The organism is Acinetobacter sp. 778_lipA (assembly GCF_058242985.1).
Map to the genome: position 1 here is coordinate 514987 of NZ_JBZAYT010000001.1, position 18509 is coordinate 533495.

Below are 18509 nucleotides of genomic sequence, written 5' to 3' on the forward strand. Positions count from 1 at the left end.
ATAAAGGAATTCGACCTAGGCTCTAAGGGTCTGCCAATACTTCATCTGTATTTGCGACAACGAGTGTTTTTTAGAGGATACAAGGCATGATCTATGAAATTTAGTGATCTAAATGAGTAGGTCATAACGATGTAGCATCAAAAAACACTCTAGTCCCTCAAGGGTTGTGGTTAAAATTATCTCAAACATCGTTATGAAACTTGAAAATAGTCTCGCTATTCTCTTCATTTCATGCCTCGTTTGCTCAATTTTAGCCGACAACGCAAGTTATATATGAAATGTTGATAGATCCTAAATTGGTCTAGGTCTTTTCTTATGCGTATCTTCAATAAAATTCAAAACAAACTGAATTGGTCAAAACGTCGTTATTTCGGCATTATTATCGGCATATTGGCCTTAGGATATCTCTCATCTGCGATTTATCATGTTTATAAACCGCTTCCTAAAGGGCTGAATTTTACCGGACCATTGCGTCATGCCAATGTAAAATTTATTGCCGATGAAACTTATATTGATGCGCAAGGGAAGCAGCAACTTGATCAACATATCTTTGATCAAGTGTTACAGCTGATTAAGCAAGCCAAGACTACCATTGTGATCGATATGTTTCTATTTAACAGTGAAGTCGGCGATTCTAAAGTTCAGCAACGAGAATTAACCAAGCAATTAACCCAAGCCTTGATTAATGAAAAAATTGTAAACCCAAGCTTAGAAATTAAGTTTATTACCGATCCTATCAATTCTGTTTATGGTGGAATTCAGCCTGAACAATATCGTCAATTACGTTTAGGCGGTATTGATGTGATTGAAACGAATTTAACACCACTCCGCGCATCTAATCCTACTTGGTCTGGAATATGGTATTTATGTTGTCAGGATATTGGCAATAATCCAAATAAAGGCTGGCTGAATAATCCATTTGGTAAAGAAAAAATTACAGTCCGTAGTTATTTAAATTTATTTAATTTTAAAGCCAATCATCGTAAAACCATCGTGGTCGATACAGCGGAAGGTTGGAAAACCATCGTCACATCCGCCAATCCTCATGATGGTAGTTCACGTCACTCTAACATTGCATTAATGGTTGACGGGGCAACTGCAACAGATATTTTAAATACTGAACAAACCGTCGCGCATATGTCGGGAGGAGATACGCCTTTTGTTGCCTTTGGCAAACTACCTGAAAATCCGAATGATCCTCAGGTTCAAGTACTCACTGAAAAAGCAATTTATGATGCAGTCTTAAACATGTTGGCGTCAGCAAAAGCCAATGATCAAATTGATTTAGCCATATTTTATTTGTCAGAGCGCCAAATTATTAAAGGTTTAGTTGCTGCCAAGCAACGTGGAGTGAAATTACGTATCTTGCTTGATCCCAATAAAGATGCATTTGGTCGTCAAAAAAATGGTATCCCAAACCGTCAAGTGGCTTCAGAGTTAAATGACGCAGGAATTGATGTGCGTTGGTGTAATACCCAAGGTGAGCAGTGCCATAGTAAGATGATCGTAAAGCATAATGCGCAATCTGCGGAAATGATTTTAGGTTCTGCCAACTTTACCGCACGTAATTTAAAAAATTATAATTTGGAAACTGATTTACGCGTGGTTGGCAATCCACAACAACAAGTCTTTATCGATGCTGAACAGTATTTTAATACGGCTTGGTCAAACTTAAATGGTCGTCAAATGAGTGTGGATTACAGCAAATACGCTGATGAGTCAAAACTTAAATACGGGGTTTACCGTTTTATGGAATGGAGTGGTTTGTCGACGTTTTAGTATTTATTTTGCCTAGATTCCTTTATCAATGAGGGAGTCTAGGTGGATAAGAAAAAGATAAGCAGAGTTAGAGTAAATGATTGAAACAATAAAAATATACTTAAATATTTATCAGCAGTTGATAGAAAAGTTTGTTGAAAAAGAACAATTATCGCTTCAGCAAAAAGATTTAATTTTTAAATCGTTAGCCACTCAGGTTGACATTGACATGCTCTTTAAGTTTGAAACACTCAATCAAGTTGAAATACCAATTGAATATAAAAGATTTTTAACTGAAATTGGTAATGGTACAGGGGATACCTGGGAAAGTGCTGGGATAGGACCTGATCTGGGAATTTTAAAAGTAATATTCCATAAGGACCAATGTCTAATTTTGGGGGATATTTTAATTGACCTGCAAACACCATTTCCATTTGTCGATGCATATAATTTGGAAAATTGGGAGGAACTTGCTGAGCAGTTTAACCAGTGGTTAGAAAAGTATAATACTAAATTTAGAGATAAATTATTTCAGCGCATCGAACCAACAACCGAAGAGTTTGAAAGATTTATTCAGCATCATGGTGAAAATCCACGTGATCAGTATTATGAAAACTTTGAACTCAATGGGATTTTGCCTATTTGTGGTATTGGTTGTGGTGAATATTATTTTTTAGTCATTAATGGACCATCAAAAGGTGAGATATGGATCGATTCTCGAGATCTATGGGGTGGGATTGCGCCTATATTGGATGAGAGTGGAAGTAGACAAAAATTTGATAGTTGGTATTTCAATTGGTTGAAAGCAGAAGTACTGCATTTGCAAAATAAATTAAAAATATAAGTGAGTAAGAAGCTCAAGTCGATATTTGAGCTTCTTACCGCATAATTCTAAATTTTTGAGATTCATGTAGATTGAATTACTGCGGATTTGGTGGAACTAACTCATCCAAATCTTTATTTGAAATATGATCTAACTCATGTAAATCAGTTTTGATTTTCCATTGGCTTTCATCATCTACAGGTTTTGGGAGACGTGCCTCTAACCAGTCACACACCACATCAGGTGAAAAATCTGCATGGTTACATTGAATCACCCAAGCTAAAAATTGTTTCGCCTCACCATTCATATACGGAGGAGGAGATACGGGTAAAAACTGAGTCGGAAGACGTTCATTTTTAGAAATATAATTTAAAACGTGACCAAGTTCTTGCACAGTTTGCCAGGCTAAAGGGTGGTCAATATTGATTTGAAATTTAAACCACCATGCTTGTTTGCCATCTGAACCATAGCTATCAATAAATGCTTCTTGCACACTTGGGATTTTGCAAAAAAATTGATGTAAACGGTCAAAGCTCAGTTCAGCCACAATACAGCACTCATCAGATTAAAATTATATTTTATCAGATTGATGTCAGAATTTACCTAAGTTGATGTATAAACAATAAAGAAGATTAAATTTTGACTGCAATTCATCCATTATTTATCTTGAATGATATATTAAGCTGTTGTGTATACGTTCAAGTTTGGAGGTTGAAATGAAACAGATACTCAGTTTAAGTGTCTTGATGTTGATGCTTTCAGCAACTTCAACAATGACATGGGCAGACGCTAAAGATTGGGCGAATTATCGCAGTGTTGAGCGGCCTCAAAAAAAATATCCAACAACGACCTATAAATATACAGATCAATATGGCCGCCAAATGTCACAGGAGATTCCTGTTCGACCTCAATACCAGCATTCCTATCCAACGTACCCAAGTTATCCAAATAGGCCCTATCCGCATCCAAATGCCCCATATCCAAGTTACCCACCACAAAATGGTGTGACGATTATTTATAATCACCAGTTTCCAACTCAGACTGAGTATTCCGGTACTAGCTATGGTTATGTAAATGGAGAGGGCGGTCATATAGAAAGCTCACAATACACCTTAATTAGTGATTGGCGCCGTTATGGTTTACCTGATCCTCAGGTTGGTATGCATTGGATTTTCCAAAATGGTCGTTATTTACAAGTGCCTAATAATCGTTGAACATGATTTAAAAACGTCATTATGATCAATATGAATGCGTACAAGAGTTTTAACATATTAAAAAGCCCCTTCTCCTTGTTGTTTTGCGCTCCAATAAAGTATTGTTTTGATTTTGCTTAGGAAGAAGGGCTTAGGTTTAGATTAAGAGGAGAGGGGGCAGACTAAGCCAACTCATCGTCTTCTGGTCGCGGTGTTTTACCGTGTGGTAATGATTTTTCAGTGTGCTTATCACGAATAACAGAAGGATATGTCCAAGAAGCATATCTCACGATCAAAATTGCAATGGCTAAGATTAAAACTGACCCTGTGATAATCACTAAATCCATATCGGCTTTATGGTCATGCTGAATATCTGAAATTAGTAATCGCGTGAGTGCGGTGATTGCGATATAGATTAAGAAACGTACAGGCATGTGATTGGTCTTAAAATAGATCCCCACCATTGCGCCTAATTCCAAATAGATGAATAACAACAAAATATCATCAATACTGGCGTATTGTTTCATGGTTAAAATTTCAATAATTGTATGTACCGCTGACCAAGCGATCATACAGCCAATGATAAACAACGCAATATAATGAAATGCTTCTACTGCAATATTGCCCAATTTATCGAGGAAGTTTTCTATTTTTTCTATACGTGGATCTTTATTCATAACATCCTCCATTTGCGTGTGTTCTTTATCATTAAACACTATGCAAATTTCATGCACATGAAAAGTGAAGTAAAATGTTTATGGCGAATAAATAACAACTATTTAATTAAGAAATTGATCATTTCACCTGATTAGTCTATAGATAGATTATTTTCAATACAATTAAAGGAATAACAATGTATTTGTACCGACCAATTGGACTTTTTGAATATCAATTAATTGAAAAGAGTGGCTTTAAAAATTTCCCACCAAGATTGTATTGGCAACCTATTTTCTATCCTGTTTTAAATCAGAAGTATGCTGAAAAAATTGCTTTAGATTGGAATACCAAAGATCAAGCAAGTGGTTATATTGGCTATGTCACACGGTTTGAATTGAATGATGAGTATCTGGCTCAGTTTGAAGTACATACGGTTGGTGATGATTTTTGTCAGGAGTTATGGATCCCAGCTGAGCGACTAGACGAGTTTAATCAGCAAATTATAGGGGAAATTGAAGTGGTTAATATTTTTAAAGGTGAAGCTTTTACTGAAAATGCTGAATTACCTGAAATATTTAAAACCAGCCCAGATGGCTCGAAAGAGTATTAGGAAAAAACATGTATCTTCCTACTCATTTTAAACAAGAGAATCTCACTGAACTTTTCGATTTAATTGAACAGAATCCATTGGGAAGTTTGATGGTTACTTATGACGGTGAAATTGAAGCGAATCATATTCCTTTTGAATTGGATCGTTCAGCTGGCAAGTCTGGATTGTTACGTGGACATATCGCCAAAGCCAATCCTTTATTTAACTTGTTAGAACAGGTTGAATCGGCTTATGTGATTTTCCATGCTGAGCAAAGTTATATTTCACCGAATTGGTATCTAGGAAAATTTGAGCATCATCGGGAAGTACCGACATGGAATTATCGTGTTGTGCATGTGAAGGGAACAATTCGAAAAATAGATGATGAAAAATATTTGCGGGGTATTTTGGCGCGATTGACACGTCAGCATGAAGCACCACAGATTGTACCTTGGAAAATGGGGGATGCGCCGAATGATTATATCGAAGAGCAATTAGAAAAAATTGTGGCGATTGAGATCGAAATAGATTCAATCTTAGGAAAATTTAAAGTCAGTCAAAATCGCAGTGCTGTGGATGCCACAAGTGCAGCAAATGCTTTGCAAACCCAAACTCCAGAGATGGCTGAATCAATTCGGAAGTTTTATCCAAAGTAAGATTTTCTGATGCAACTTGATTTATATTGCGGTCAACTTTTATAGCCACACGATATAATTTTTCTTAATTAATATTTTTAATTAAATCAACTGTATGGAAAAATAAAATTGTTTGAGTATAAAAAGCTTGCAATGTCACATCTTACAACCAAAGTTTAAATTGCTTTGCGTAGGCGATGCCAAACCTTGCGCTGCAAACAAAGCAGTGCTTTGTTTTTGCTCATGGGCGAGGGGTACGTCCTGTACTCCCACCCAACAGCGACATCCATGTCGCTCCACGGTAGGATAATCATCTAGGATTCAAAAGTACAAAATTGAATCGATAATCAACAGTTTCTAAAAGTTTATACAAAAACGTAAATTTCATTTCTGATCAATGACTTGATAGAAATTACTTGTATGAATAATTAGGTGGTTTGACTATAGAGCAGTAAATGTTCTAAAAAAAAGCATTAGTTGTAAATAAAAAAACGCCCGAATGATCGGGCGTTTTAATGTCTTATTTCAGTTGATGATGAAATTAAGCCTGATTCGTAAAATAATCTTCGCTGAAATTCATAATAACTTCTGCCCCTGCTTTGATTTTAGCAACACGTGCATTTAAATCAGGCAAGAGGCGTTGGATGAAGTAATGAGTCAATGCAAGTTTGTCTTGGTAGAATTGACCTTGCTTATTTTTTGCAGCATTGGCAATACGAGCAAACATATAAGAGAAGCTTAATAACCCAACGACATGTAAATACTCTACTGCCGCAGCATTTGCGAAATCAGCATTTTCTTTAGCCCGTTCTAAAATATGCTGCGTAATCATATCTACTTCAGTTGCAATATCTAAAGTCGCATCTTTAATGAAGTTTAATTCTGTATCTAGACCATTAGCAAAATCACGGATTTCTTCAATATATTCAGCAATGAATTCACCATTACATTTAATTGTTTTACGACCAATTAAATCTTGTGACTGAACGCCATTGGTGCCTTCATAGATTTGTGCAATACGTAAGTCACGAACACATTGTTCCATACCCCATTCACGAATATAGCCATGGCCACCAAACACCATTTGCGCGTCAATCGTGGCATTAAAAGCTGTATCCGTTAAATAGGCTTTAGCAATTGGTGTTAATAACGCAACACGATTATTTGCCTTCGCTACAGCTTCAGGATCGGTTGAAAATTTAGTAATGTCAAGTTGTTGACCAACGTAAACAGCAAATGCACGAGAAGCTTCATTGTTGGCACGCGCATTGAGCAACATACGACGTACATCACCATGTACAAGGATGCTGTCAGCAGGTTTATTTGGTGATTTAACACCTGTTGCACTACGACCTTGTACACGATCAGTCGCATATTGTGCTGCATTTTGGTATGCATATTCAGAAGCACCTAGGCCCTGAATACCCATCGACAAACGTTCGTAATTCATCATCACGAACATCGCTGCTAGTCCTTCATTTTCTTTACCAACAAGGAAGCCTTTGGCTGCATCAAAGTTCATGACACATGTTGCAGACGCTTTGATTCCCATTTTGTGTTCAATTGAACCAGGACCCGCTGTATTACGTTCGCCCAATGAACCATCAGCATTAACAAGGAATTTAGGCACGATAAAGAGTGAGATCCCGCGTGAACCCGCAGGTGCATCAGGTGTTTTTGCTAAAACAAGGTGAATGATGTTGTCAGCAAGATCATGGTCACCACCAGTGATGAAGATTTTAGTACCAGTAATGTTGTACGTGCCATCTTGGTTGCGTTCAGCTTTAGTTTTGATAATCCCTAAATCTGTACCTGCATGAGGTTCAGTTAAACACATCGTTCCAGACCATTCACCTGAATAGATTTTAGGTAAATAGGTTTCTTTCTGCTCTTGAGATGCATAGCTGTTTAACGCCATACCAGCACCGACAGAGAGAAGCGGGTAGAGCATGAATGATGGATTGGTAGCAAATAACATTTCATCTGCAAGTACAGTCAGCATTTTTGGCATTGCCTGGCCGCCCCATTCCTCTTCAGCACCTAGGCCAATCCAACCGCCTTCAGCATATTGTTGGAATGCTTCTTTAAAACCAGCAGGTGTCGTGACTTTGCCATTTTCATAATGAGCGCCTTCTTCATCACCTGTACGGTTTAAAGGAAGCGTAACATTTTGTGCAAATTTAGCCATTTCTTCTAAAATTGCTTCAGCCGTTGCCGCATCAACATGTGCAAGCTTTTCGTTGGCTTGCCAGAATTGCTCTGCATTGAAAACGTCATTCAGAATGAATTTCATATCTGCAAGTGGCGCATTATAAATTGGCATGTTCGTTCACCTGTTTATTGTTTGAATCTGTAGACTTAGATCAGTTTAACCAACAAACATGTATGTTGTTAGATGGTCTAAGTAAATAACGCTCTATTTATAAAGAAAAAGGACTGCCAAAGCTATGACCGTCCTTTCTCTATTTCTGCACTCTTGAGTACAGTTTTTTAAATGCCTAACTCGACATTCTAATTAGAATGCAAAGTCTTCTGCGTCTAATGACATCAATGGATCTAAGCCACCCGCGATCACGTCAACATGTGAGCGAACACGTGGTAAGATTTTCTTGAAGTAGAAACGCGCAGTCTTAATTTTTGCATTATAGAAGCCAGTTTCAGTAGAACCTTCAGCAAGCTTTTGTTGTGCAACAAGCGCCATGCGAGCCCATAAGAATGCAAGTGTTACATAACCAGAGAAGTATAGGTAGTCAACCGCAGCTGCGCCAACTTCATCCGGGTTTTGCATTGCTTTCATACCGATTTGCATGGTTAAATCACCCCACTCTTTGTTTAGAGTAGCAAGTGGTTCAACAAATTCTTTCAGTTCAGCATTGTCTTTGTTTGCTTCAGCAAATTTATGGATGATCTTGGTGAAGTCTTTCAACATTGCACCTTGCGTGCCCAATACTTTACGGCCTAACAAATCAAGTGCTTGGATTTCAGTTGTACCTTCGTATAAGCAAGAGATACGTGTATCACGTACAATTTGCTCCATACCATGTTCAGAAATAAAGCCGTGACCACCAAATACTTGTACACCGTGTTTCGCTGATTCAGAACCTGTTTCAGTTAAGAACGCTTTCGCAATTGGTGTTAATAATGACAAGATGTTGTCAGCAAATTTACGATCTTCTTCAGTGACACCTTGCTCTACGATATCTGCATATTGAGATAAGAAGTAAACCAATGCACGACCACCTTCAGCAAATGCCTTTTGCGTCATCAACATGTTACGTACAGCTGGGTGAACAATGATTGGATCAGCTTCTTTCTCTGGTGCTTTAGGACCAGAAAGTGAACGCATTGCTAAACGATCTTTCGCATATGCAAGTGCGCCTTGGAAAGATGATTCAGATGCTGTTAAACCTTGAACAGCAGTACCAATACGTGCAGTGTTCATAAAGGTAAACATTGCATGTAAACCACGGTTTTCAGGTCCAATCAAGAAACCTTTTGCGTTATCAAAATTGATCACACACGTTGCGTTACCGTGGATACCCATTTTGTGTTCAATTGAACCACAACGAACTGCATTACGGTCTGCAATAGAACCATCTGCATTTACATTGAACTTAGGTACGATGAATAACGAGATACCTTTAGTACCTTTAGGAGCACCTGGTAAACGCGCCAAGACGATGTGAACGATGTTCTCCGCCATATCGTGTTCACCAGCAGAGATAAAGATTTTCTCGCCAGAGATTGCATAGCTACCATCTGCTTGTGGCTCAGCTTTAGAGCGGATAATTCCTAAGTCAGAACCTGCATGAGATTCTGTTAAGCACATAGTACCAGTCCACTCACCTGAAACAAGTTTAGGTAAATATGTTGCTTTTTGCTCAGCAGAACCATGATGCTCAATCGTACGAACCGCACCATGTGAAAGACCTGGGTACATACCCCACGCCCAGTTTGCCGCACCCACCATTTCAGAAATAGCTGTTGCTAAAGAACCAGGTAAACCTTGACCGCCATGCTCTTCTGGAACTGAAAGAGAAGGGAAGCCTAATTCTACATATTTGTCATAGGCTGCTTTAAAGCCTGTAGGTGTGGTGACTACACCATCATTCCATTTACAGCCTTCACTGTCACCGATTTGGTTAAGTGGAGATAATTCATTTTCACAGAAATCCGCGCCAGCTTCTAAATATTGATCAATCAATTCACGGCTTACGGTTTCTTGGAATGCAGGGAGTTTCGCGTAATGTTCTTCAGCATTTAATAACTCATGCAAAACGAAGTGCATATCACGTAAGGGTGCTTTGTATTGTGGCATATCGGTTTCCTCAATACTGGTTAAACCAGATTTATAATCTTCATAAATACGACGTGTGTCTTCTATGACACATATTTGTTCCGCTACATCGTGCAACATCTTATAGTGACGTACAAGTATTTCATGGTTAATTCTCTGTGACTGTAAAGTCAAAGAAAAAAGGCTTGAAAGCTGTAAGTATATTGAGTGTAAACACTTTTCATTGAAAAATAAGGATACAAATAGTCAAAATCGTAAAAACTTGTGTCCAATAAAATGCCAGTCAAAATATGCCTCTCAATGATTTAAACCAATAGACGAATTGCATGTTTTGTTGATGGTGATATTTTTATGGCAATCATTGACTCCAAAGCCGATCCACAATGTCTTCTACCGAATATTCAAAGTATCGTCCTGCTTGATCTTTATTACGTTGAAACAATTGATGTTTAAATGCTTTAAAATTGAGTTTTAAAAAGTTATAAAAATACCCGCCTGAGAAAATGGTGCGGAGGTAAAAAGCATTGATGAAATCATTTGCGTGTTGAGTATTAAAATCTGAGCTTTTAATCCGCTGGACAATTTCAGTAAGTTCTTGTTTTGAAATATTGTGGATGATTTTAGGCTCAGGTAGGCAAATATCAAAGCTTAAATTTTCAATACCTTCGGCTTCCCACCACTCCCAAAGTTCATATTGAGAAATGTCTTTACTGGTAATTTCTGTAAGTGTTTCACTGAGTTTTTGATATTCAAGCGAATCTTCATCACCAAACTCATCGCAATAGTCTATGTAATTGGTAATCAATTCGAACACAGTTGGATAAAGTTGTTGTGCTGTTTCAAAATCGGGTTCTATTTCTGTACGAAGTTTATTCATCGTTTACTATGTTTAAATGATCAAAAAGTTTTAATGATGCTATCAATAAGCGACAAGAAAAGCATAATTTCTAAAATGAAGTCGAGAAATGAGAAATTAAAGTTTTAAGCCCATTTTTACCAATTTATTTTATTCTTTCAGCAATTTACCTCTCTCTCCAGGATGACCTTCTAAATAAAAACAGTCGTTTATTTTTACTGGGAAGAGGAGGGTAAATTGGATGATTCAAACGGGTAGGCTAATTAAACTCGCCCACTGAGCGCTCTTTTGCCCAGTCACGTAAGATAAATTTTTGCAATTTACCTGTCGATGTTTTTGGAATCTCACAAATCACTACACTTTTAGGGACTTTAAAGCGTGCCAAATGCTGTTTACAGAATTCAATCACCTCTTGAGGTGTGGTCTCTGCACCTTGTTTAAGTTCTATAAAGGCACAAGGAACTTCTTGCCAACGCGGATCGGGTTGCGCAACCACTGCCGCTGTCATAATTGCAGGATGAGTATAAAGAACCTCTTCAACCTCTAAAGATGAGATATTTTCACCGCCTGAAATAATGATGTCTTTTGAACGGTCCATAATTTTTGCATAACCATCAGGTTGGCAAACCGCTAAATCACCGGTATGAAACCAGCCACCTTTAAAGGCTTCTTCTGTGGCTTTAGTATTTTTTAAATAACCTTTCATGACGATGTTGCCACGGAACATGATTTCTCCCATGGTCTTGCCATCATTAGGCACAGGTTGCATCGTTTCAGCATCCAACACACGCATACCATCTTGTAATGGATAAGGTACACCTTGGCGCGAGTGTAGTTGAGCTTGCTCTTGAATAGACAGTTCACTCCAACCTGCTTGAGATGCACACAATGCAGAAGGGCCATAAGTTTCAGTGAGACCATAGACATGATTGACTTGAATGCCGATATGATGCATTCCTTCAATAATTGCCGCAGGCGGTGCAGCCCCAGCCACCATTACTTCTACATGATGTTTAAATTTAATTTGTTGCTCTTTTGGAGTGTTGATCAACATTGAAAGGACAATCGGTGCACCACAGAAATAGTCAACTTTGTATTGATCAATGAGTTGATAAACCAACTTAGGATCAATTTTACGTAAACAGATATTGGTACCGCCATTGGCTGCAACAGTCCAAGCAAAACACCACCCATTGCAATGGAATAGCGGAAGTGTCCATAAATATTTACAACGTGGCGTCATACCGCAGGCAATGATATTACTGGCAGCATTGATATAAGCGCCACGATGGTGATAAACCACTCCTTTTGGATTGCCTGTGGTCCCTGAGGTATAATTTAGACTAATCGCATCCCATTCATCCTGAGGTAAATGCCACTCAAAATCTGCATTGCCACCTTTTAGCCATTCCTCATATTCAATTTGACCAATACGCGCTGTAGCCTCATTATTTTCGTATTCCTCATCTGCAACATCAATGATATAGATTTGTTGATCAATAAGCGCTACAGCTTCTTTAGCTAAAGCCGCAAACTCTGGATCAACCAAAAGGACTTTGGTTTCAGCATGTTCTAACATAAATGCAATGGTTTTGGCATCTAAACGAGTATTGAGGGTATTTAAAACAGCGCCAGCCATGGGTACTGCAAAATGTGCTTCGACCATCGCAGGGATATTGGGTAAAAGAACAGAAACAGTATCGTTTTTTTGAATCCCAAGATTTTGTAATTGATGGGCAAATTGACGACAACGGGTATAGGTATCACGCCAAGAGATATGACGAGCGCCATGTACAATCGCATCTTGATTTGGATAAATGTAGGCTGCACGTTCTAGATAACGTAAAGGTGATAATGCTACAAAGTTTGCAGGGGTACGTGGTAATTGATCATAGGCACTAACCATGTTTAGCTCCATCTATATTTGTTCTAATTTCCGTGTTTAAAAGATATGCATAAGCCTATAAGAATTCATTTAGGCTTTAGTCGAGTATTTCAGCTAAATATGCATCGTTAGACATCTTTACCATTGTTTAAATATTTTGTAATATTTAATTTATTGAATTAAATTAATATTTTGGACATTTGATGTAAATATTAATCCTGATTTTATTCAGAATCTTATTTAAAATCTCATCATTTAAATACGAATAACTGAACCCATCAGTTTCGCTTTTTTGTATTCCGTTGGCGAAGATCCAGTCCATTTTTTAAATGCACGACGAAATTCCCTTAACTCACTAAAACCAAGATTGAAACTGATTTCACTAATCGATTGATTTTCTTCAATCCACTGTTTGGCTTTTTTTTCTAACACCAGTTGCTTTAATAACTGAAAATTTAGCCCCTCATTGAGTAGTAAACGCCGTAAATGACGTTCGCTAAAATGAAAATATTGCGCTGCTAGTTGCATATCAAAGCGTTCAGGTAGATGGCTTTCAATCAAATGTGCTAATACCTTTGCCAAACTGTGCTGATTCATTTGATCAAATTGTTTTAAAGCTTGATCACAAATCAGAATTGCGCTTTGATAATTGACAGGGCTATAGTTTTTGAGTCTTCTCGACAAGAGTGTTTTGTTAAATCTGATAATATTTTTAGTCGATTTAAAATAAATTGGGCAATTGAAAATTCTTTTATAATCATTGAGGTATGCTGAATGATCGTAGCTAAGTTCCAGACTCACCAACTCATAGCTATCGTCTAGCATCATATTGACACAGGTAATAATACTGGCAAATACTTCATCACAGAAAAATGCTTTTAGCTCACCACAGTTACTTCGCTCAGAAAGTTCAATTTCACAATAATCATCAACAAGATTGACGGTTAAATCTAAGACACTACCTGAAATGGGATGATAGTGCAGTGCGGTCTCCAATGCTTCAGCTACTGTTTTGCAGGCTTGCATGGCAAAGCCCAAAATACCAATTGAAATCTGACCTTCACTACTGCCCAGCAATAAACCTAAATTTTGTTGCTGAGTATCTTTAACTGCGAGATGAATAACCTCACACAGTTCTGAAAAACCAACAAAACCATGCCCTTGGCGAATTTTTTCCAAATCTAAATTTTGTGCTGTAAACCAAATGTCATATTGCCAGTGTCGTTGTTCGGCATAATGAATCAAACTCGTCAATATCATTGGTGGAATATAAAATTGAGAATTGGCAATTTCCTTTTGCTGCAAGCTCATAAAGTCCGCTTCGCCCCCCATATTATTGTTGCTTTTACCCTAGTTGGTATCGCATATTTTTGATTAAGATTCAATCTACTTCTCGTGTTCGCTGATATAAAAAAGATAAAGGATGATCGCATATGTTTTTGGTGGGGTGGGATAAGCAAGAAATAAACATTCAGCCGCAAGGTTATGCCATGTTTGGTTATGGTATGTGGTCGCATCGTGCTTATGAAAAGCGTACAGCTTTGTTTGCTCGATCATTTAGTATCCGTAGTTTAGCTTTAGAACAGCCGATTATTTTTTGTTGTCTGGATTTTGGTTGTATTACATATGCGATAAGAAGCGCCGTTGTTGAGCGCTTAAAGCAAAAATTTACAGACCAATTTAATGAACAGCATTTGGTATTGATGGCAACGCATACTCACTCTGGGCCAGGCGGTTGTGCGTATGAAGCGTTATATAATATGCCGACTCCGGGTTTTGTAGCAGAGCATCTCGAAACTGTGATTAATGCGGTCATGCTCAGTATTTCCAATGCTATAGGCACAGAGAAAGAAACTGAAATTCGTTATCAATGTTGTCAATTTCCTCACGATATTCCTGTGGCATGGAATAGATCCTTGCAGGCTTATAATCGTAACCCAGATGTGATTCAAAGAACCGAAGCAGAAACTCATCTCGCCTTAAACCGTGAAATGCAATTAATAGGTTTTTATCGGGACGATCAATTATGTTCTTTTATTTCATTATTTGGGGTGCATGCAACATGTTTGAGTAGCCAACTCAAAGCACATGATGGTGATAATAAAGGCTATGCTTCGGCATTAAGTGAGCAATACTTATTAACACAAGGCATTCAACAACCTGTTGCAATTTTTGCACAAGCAACAGCAGGTGATGTATCGCCACATTTTCATGGTCCTAAACAAGATGCGATTCGCAAGAAAGTTAAGGGTGAAAAAGAATATCAATATGCTGAGCAAAATGGGCGTTTTCAAAGTGAAATTGCGCTTAAAGCACTGACTACACCGATTGAAAAAAATACCAACATAGTAATGGAAGCATGTTTACTCCAAGGTGGTATCGATGCTGTTTTATCCTATGTAGATCTGAGTCAAGTTGATGTGCCAAGTGAATTTAGTCAGGGAATCCAAGGGGCTAAAACCAGTGCAGCTTGTCATGGTGTCGGCTTCTTTGGGGGAACGCCTATAGATGGTAAGGGGACACCTAAAGCGATTCTTAAAGTGATGTCTTTACTGGCTAAGCGAGTACGTAAGCAACGTTTAGTAAACTCGAATTCTCCACATTACAGCAAATATAAAGCACTCTATGACTCACAATTCCCGAAAGAGATTGTTTTAGAAAGTCCTGACAATCAGTTGTTGGGTCAACATTTAGATTTTCCCCCAAGTATTTTTGATCCTTTAATTGCAGAAATGAATCGCCAAGTCAAAGCTGGTGCCATTCAAGATAGCCCACTGGTTCCGAGTGTTATTCCGCTACAGATAATCCAAATTGGTCAATTGGCCTTGATTTGTTGCCCCGGAGAAATAACTACAACAGCAGGGCAACGAGTGATTCAGACTGTGACAAAACAGTTTGCAATCTATCGGGGTATTTCAAAGGTTGGTTTGGTGTCTTATTGCAATGATTATATGGGCTATATCACCACCAATGAAGAATATCAGCAACAAGCTTATGAAGGTGCACATACCTTATATGGCCAATGGACACATGCTGCAATTCAGTACAAATTTTGGCAATTAGCAGCGCAGTTAGATCTAGATAAATCTCAACGCGAATATGATCAAGTCACACGCCCATCAACGATTCCACTACACGAAATAGAAAAAAGAACAAATCACGGCAATTTAAAAACTGCTGTACGCTAAAGGATGAGCATTATGAATCAGTTGATTAATCAAGCACCAAACAAGCACAAATCAAATCAGCAAAAATGGAACAATTGGTCGGGCTATCAACAGTCTCACCCTGAGCTGATTTTAAAGCCTGATAGTCTTGACGAGTTAAAACACATTGTCGAAACCCAAGCAAAGATTCGGGTGGTGGGAGCAGGTCATTCATTTACACCTTTGGTGTGTACTGATGCAACATTGCTGTCTTTGGATGGTCTTTCTGGTGTGGATCAAGTCAATACTGAATTTGCTCAAGCCAGTATTTGGGCGGGAACACGATTATTTAATTTAGGGCAATATTTAGAACCGATGCAACAGTCATTAATGCAACAGGGTGATATTGACCAGCAAAGTTTAGCTGGTGCTGTTTCAACAGGAACCCATGGTACTGGCATAGGCTTATATTGCATTTCCGGTTATGTACAAGCATTTGAATTACTCACAGCATCAGGAGAAACACTTCATTGTAATCACCATGAAAATCCAGATATTTTTGCTGCAGGACGAGTGTCTTTAGGGAGTTTAGGGATTTTGACTAAAATCACCATGCAAAATAAACCACGTTATAAACTCAAAGAGCAAGTTAGACTGTGCGCGGTCCAAGACTTTATTCAAAATATTGACCAATGGAAAGCACAATATCGGCATATTGAGTGTTTTGCATTTTCTCATGCAGATAAGTTGATTTTAAAAACCTTAGATATTACTGAAGATGAGATTCAACCAAGAACTGAATCATGGCCTTCTGAAGATACGTTATTAACCTTATGTTGCGAGTTAACCAAATCTTTTCCGGCATTGAATCCAAAACTACAAAAGCTCTTAGGCGTTTTTATTAAGCCAAGCACATTTGTTGATTGGTCAGGCAAGATTTTCCCGACACCGCGTGAAACGAAATTTAATGAAATGGAATATCAGGTTCCAGTTGAATTGGGTGTGGAATGTTTGCAAGCTGTTCTAGCAGCGCTAAAAAACTCAAAAATACAAACCTTTTTCCCTGTGGAGTTTCGATTTGTCAAAGGTGATGATATTTGGTTGAGTCCGTTTTATCAGCGGGACTCTATTTCCATCTCAGTACACCAATATCATAAGCAAGCACCTAGACAATTATTTGATGAAGTTGAGTCGATTTTGCAACATTATCAGGGACGACCACATTGGGGGAAAATGCATAGTATGACAGCAACACAACTTCAGACCTTATACCCTAAGTGGGATGCCTTTATGCAGTTGCGAGAACGACTTGATCCAAGCGGAAAGTTTTTAAATCCTTATTTAGAAAAGCTATTCTTATCTGAATAATGGATAAAATTAAGTGAATGGGTAAAACTAAAATAGACCATAAAGGTAGACTATGAACAACTTTTTTGAGCAATTAAATCGTGATTTAAAACAGTCAAATGGTGCATTACCTCGATTAATTGTTGATGATCAGGCGCTTGAACAAAATCTACAGTACGTTGCCAAAAAGCTTAAATACGCTAGCCATTTGCAACCACGCCTCGTGGTAAAGTCTTTGGCATGCTTAGCATTATTAAAAAACATTAGTCTAAAGCTTTCGACTCAACGATTTATGCTATTTCACATGCCACAGCTTTCCCCCATCCTTGAGAACTTTTCGGATGCAGATGTATTGTTTGGGAAACCGATGCCTGTGAGTATAGTTCAGCATTTTTATGCGATGAATCACAATTGCAGACAAGCCGATATACAATGGTTAATTGATTCTAAAGCACGTTTATTACAATATCTTGATGTTGCAAAACAGTTTAGTTTAAAGCTTAAAATCAATATTGAAATTGATGTGGGTTTACATCGCGGTGGTGTTCGTTCTGATTTTGCACTGATCGAAATATTAAGATTGATTGAGCAACATCCTGAGTATTTAGCACTTGCTGGCTTGATGGGGTATGATTCTCATGTGACGAAGCTGCCTTCAGTGATTAAAAAGATTGATGTTGCCTATCGAGAGTCACAAGACATTTATCAAAATTATAAAAATATTATTCAACAGCAATTTCCACATTTATGGCGAGCTAATCTTTGTTTTAACGGTGGCGGTAGCCCTACATTTTACCTCCACGTGGAGCAAAGTGTCTGTAATGATCTTTCTTTTGGCTCTATGTTACTCAAACCAAGTGACTTTGACAGTGATGGTTTAAGTGTTTTACAAGCTGCACTATGGATTTCAACCCCTGTTTTAAAAGTGCTGCCATTTACCCAGTTACCTGGATTAGCCGTTTTAGATAAATTACCACATAGCTCTAAAGCCTTATTTGTGTATGGTGGATATTGGATGGCCCATTATGTTTATCCGCGGGGGATTCATCCGCATGCACTTTATGGGCGAAGTACCAATCAAGAAATGGTTAATGTGCCTAAAAATACTGAAATAGCTGTTGATGATTTTGTATTTTTAAGACCCACGCAAAGCGAAGCGATTATTCCTCAATTTCATAAATTATATTGTTATAAAAATCGAGATTTTGAAGCGTGGGAAACCTTAAGAGAGTAATTTGCTAAAAAGGGAGAGTCGATGGATAATCAAAAGTACAATTTAAATCAGAATAAAGAATAATTTTAAGACAAAGGTTTATAAATATG

Annotated in this window: 15 protein-coding genes; 8 read left to right on the forward strand and 7 right to left on the reverse strand. The window is 37.9% G+C overall.

Translation table 11 applies throughout. The annotated features are described in order from the left end of the window. Positions 1 to 315 precede the first annotated feature (315 nt). Positions 316 to 1779 carry a phospholipase D family protein gene (locus AC4CUY_RS02480; RefSeq protein ID WP_490773626.1) on the forward strand — a complete coding sequence of 488 codons (1464 nt, stop codon included), beginning with the start codon at positions 316 to 318 and terminating at the stop codon, positions 1777 to 1779. A 76-nt stretch (positions 1780 to 1855) separates the two neighbouring features. Continuing rightward, positions 1856 to 2602, forward strand: a complete 747-nt coding sequence (locus tag AC4CUY_RS02485; RefSeq protein WP_490773627.1) for a hypothetical protein — start codon at positions 1856 to 1858, stop codon at positions 2600 to 2602. A 76-nt stretch (positions 2603 to 2678) separates the two neighbouring features. On the opposite strand, the gene AC4CUY_RS02490 is transcribed toward AC4CUY_RS02485, so the two are convergent. After that, positions 2679 to 3128, reverse strand: a complete 450-nt coding sequence (locus AC4CUY_RS02490) for a hypothetical protein (RefSeq protein ID WP_336953394.1) — start codon at positions 3126 to 3128, stop codon at positions 2679 to 2681. A 169-nt stretch (positions 3129 to 3297) separates the two neighbouring features. Here AC4CUY_RS02490 and AC4CUY_RS02495 point away from each other — a divergent pair, with 169 nt between their 5' ends. Beyond that, complete coding sequence (locus AC4CUY_RS02495; protein WP_419328087.1) at positions 3298 to 3795, forward strand: RcnB family protein; 498 nt, start codon at positions 3298 to 3300, stop codon at positions 3793 to 3795. A 161-nt stretch (positions 3796 to 3956) separates the two neighbouring features. Here the strand turns inward: AC4CUY_RS02495 and AC4CUY_RS02500 are convergent, their stop codons facing one another. Then, positions 3957 to 4451, reverse strand: a complete 495-nt coding sequence (locus tag AC4CUY_RS02500) for a phosphate-starvation-inducible protein PsiE (protein WP_490773628.1) — start codon at positions 4449 to 4451, stop codon at positions 3957 to 3959. Between the two features lie 176 nt (positions 4452 to 4627). Here AC4CUY_RS02500 and AC4CUY_RS02505 point away from each other — a divergent pair, with 176 nt between their 5' ends. Then, positions 4628 to 5041, forward strand: coding sequence for an ADP-ribosylation/crystallin J1 (locus AC4CUY_RS02505; RefSeq protein ID WP_336953391.1), 414 nt, complete (start codon positions 4628 to 4630; stop codon positions 5039 to 5041). Between the two features lie 8 nt (positions 5042 to 5049). Continuing rightward, complete coding sequence (locus AC4CUY_RS02510) at positions 5050 to 5676, forward strand: FMN-binding negative transcriptional regulator (protein WP_419359075.1); 627 nt, start codon at positions 5050 to 5052, stop codon at positions 5674 to 5676. Positions 5677 to 6196: 520 nt separating this feature from the next. Here AC4CUY_RS02510 and AC4CUY_RS02515 read toward each other — a convergent pair. From AC4CUY_RS02515 to AC4CUY_RS02535, 5 genes are all read right to left on the reverse strand, one after another. Next, on the reverse strand, positions 6197 to 7978 hold the full coding sequence (locus AC4CUY_RS02515; RefSeq protein ID WP_490773629.1) for an acyl-CoA dehydrogenase C-terminal domain-containing protein: 1782 nt from the start codon (positions 7976 to 7978) through the stop codon (positions 6197 to 6199). A gap of 192 nt (positions 7979 to 8170) precedes the next feature. Beyond that, positions 8171 to 9973, reverse strand: coding sequence for an acyl-CoA dehydrogenase C-terminal domain-containing protein (locus AC4CUY_RS02520; protein ID WP_490774652.1), 1803 nt, complete (start codon positions 9971 to 9973; stop codon positions 8171 to 8173). A 337-nt stretch (positions 9974 to 10310) separates the two neighbouring features. Next, entirely contained in the window at positions 10311 to 10829 is a 519-nt protein-coding gene (locus AC4CUY_RS02525) for a hypothetical protein (protein WP_490773630.1), read from the reverse strand. 238 nt (positions 10830 to 11067) lie between these two features. Continuing rightward, the gene (locus tag AC4CUY_RS02530; protein ID WP_419819603.1) at positions 11068 to 12714 is read right to left on the reverse strand and encodes an acyl-CoA synthetase; all 1647 of its coding nucleotides are present in this window, start codon (positions 12712 to 12714) and stop codon (positions 11068 to 11070) included. Positions 12715 to 12948: 234 nt separating this feature from the next. Continuing rightward, positions 12949 to 14004, reverse strand: coding sequence for an AraC family transcriptional regulator (locus tag AC4CUY_RS02535; protein WP_336953386.1), 1056 nt, complete (start codon positions 14002 to 14004; stop codon positions 12949 to 12951). 122 nt (positions 14005 to 14126) lie between these two features. On the opposite strand from AC4CUY_RS02535, the gene AC4CUY_RS02540 reads away from it, so the two are divergent. Genes AC4CUY_RS02540 through AC4CUY_RS02550 form a run of 3 tightly spaced genes read left to right on the forward strand, consistent with a single transcriptional unit; the run spans position 14127 to position 18420 of the window. Further along, complete coding sequence (locus AC4CUY_RS02540) at positions 14127 to 15881, forward strand: neutral/alkaline non-lysosomal ceramidase N-terminal domain-containing protein (protein WP_490773631.1); 1755 nt, start codon at positions 14127 to 14129, stop codon at positions 15879 to 15881. A 12-nt stretch (positions 15882 to 15893) separates the two neighbouring features. Beyond that, the gene (locus tag AC4CUY_RS02545; RefSeq protein ID WP_419328081.1) at positions 15894 to 17207 is read left to right on the forward strand and encodes a D-arabinono-1,4-lactone oxidase; all 1314 of its coding nucleotides are present in this window, start codon (positions 15894 to 15896) and stop codon (positions 17205 to 17207) included. Between the two features lie 52 nt (positions 17208 to 17259). Next, positions 17260 to 18420: an alanine racemase gene (locus AC4CUY_RS02550; protein WP_490773632.1), complete on the forward strand. Its 1161-nt coding sequence runs from the start codon at positions 17260 to 17262 to the stop codon at positions 18418 to 18420. The last annotated feature ends 89 nt before the right edge of the window (positions 18421 to 18509 follow it).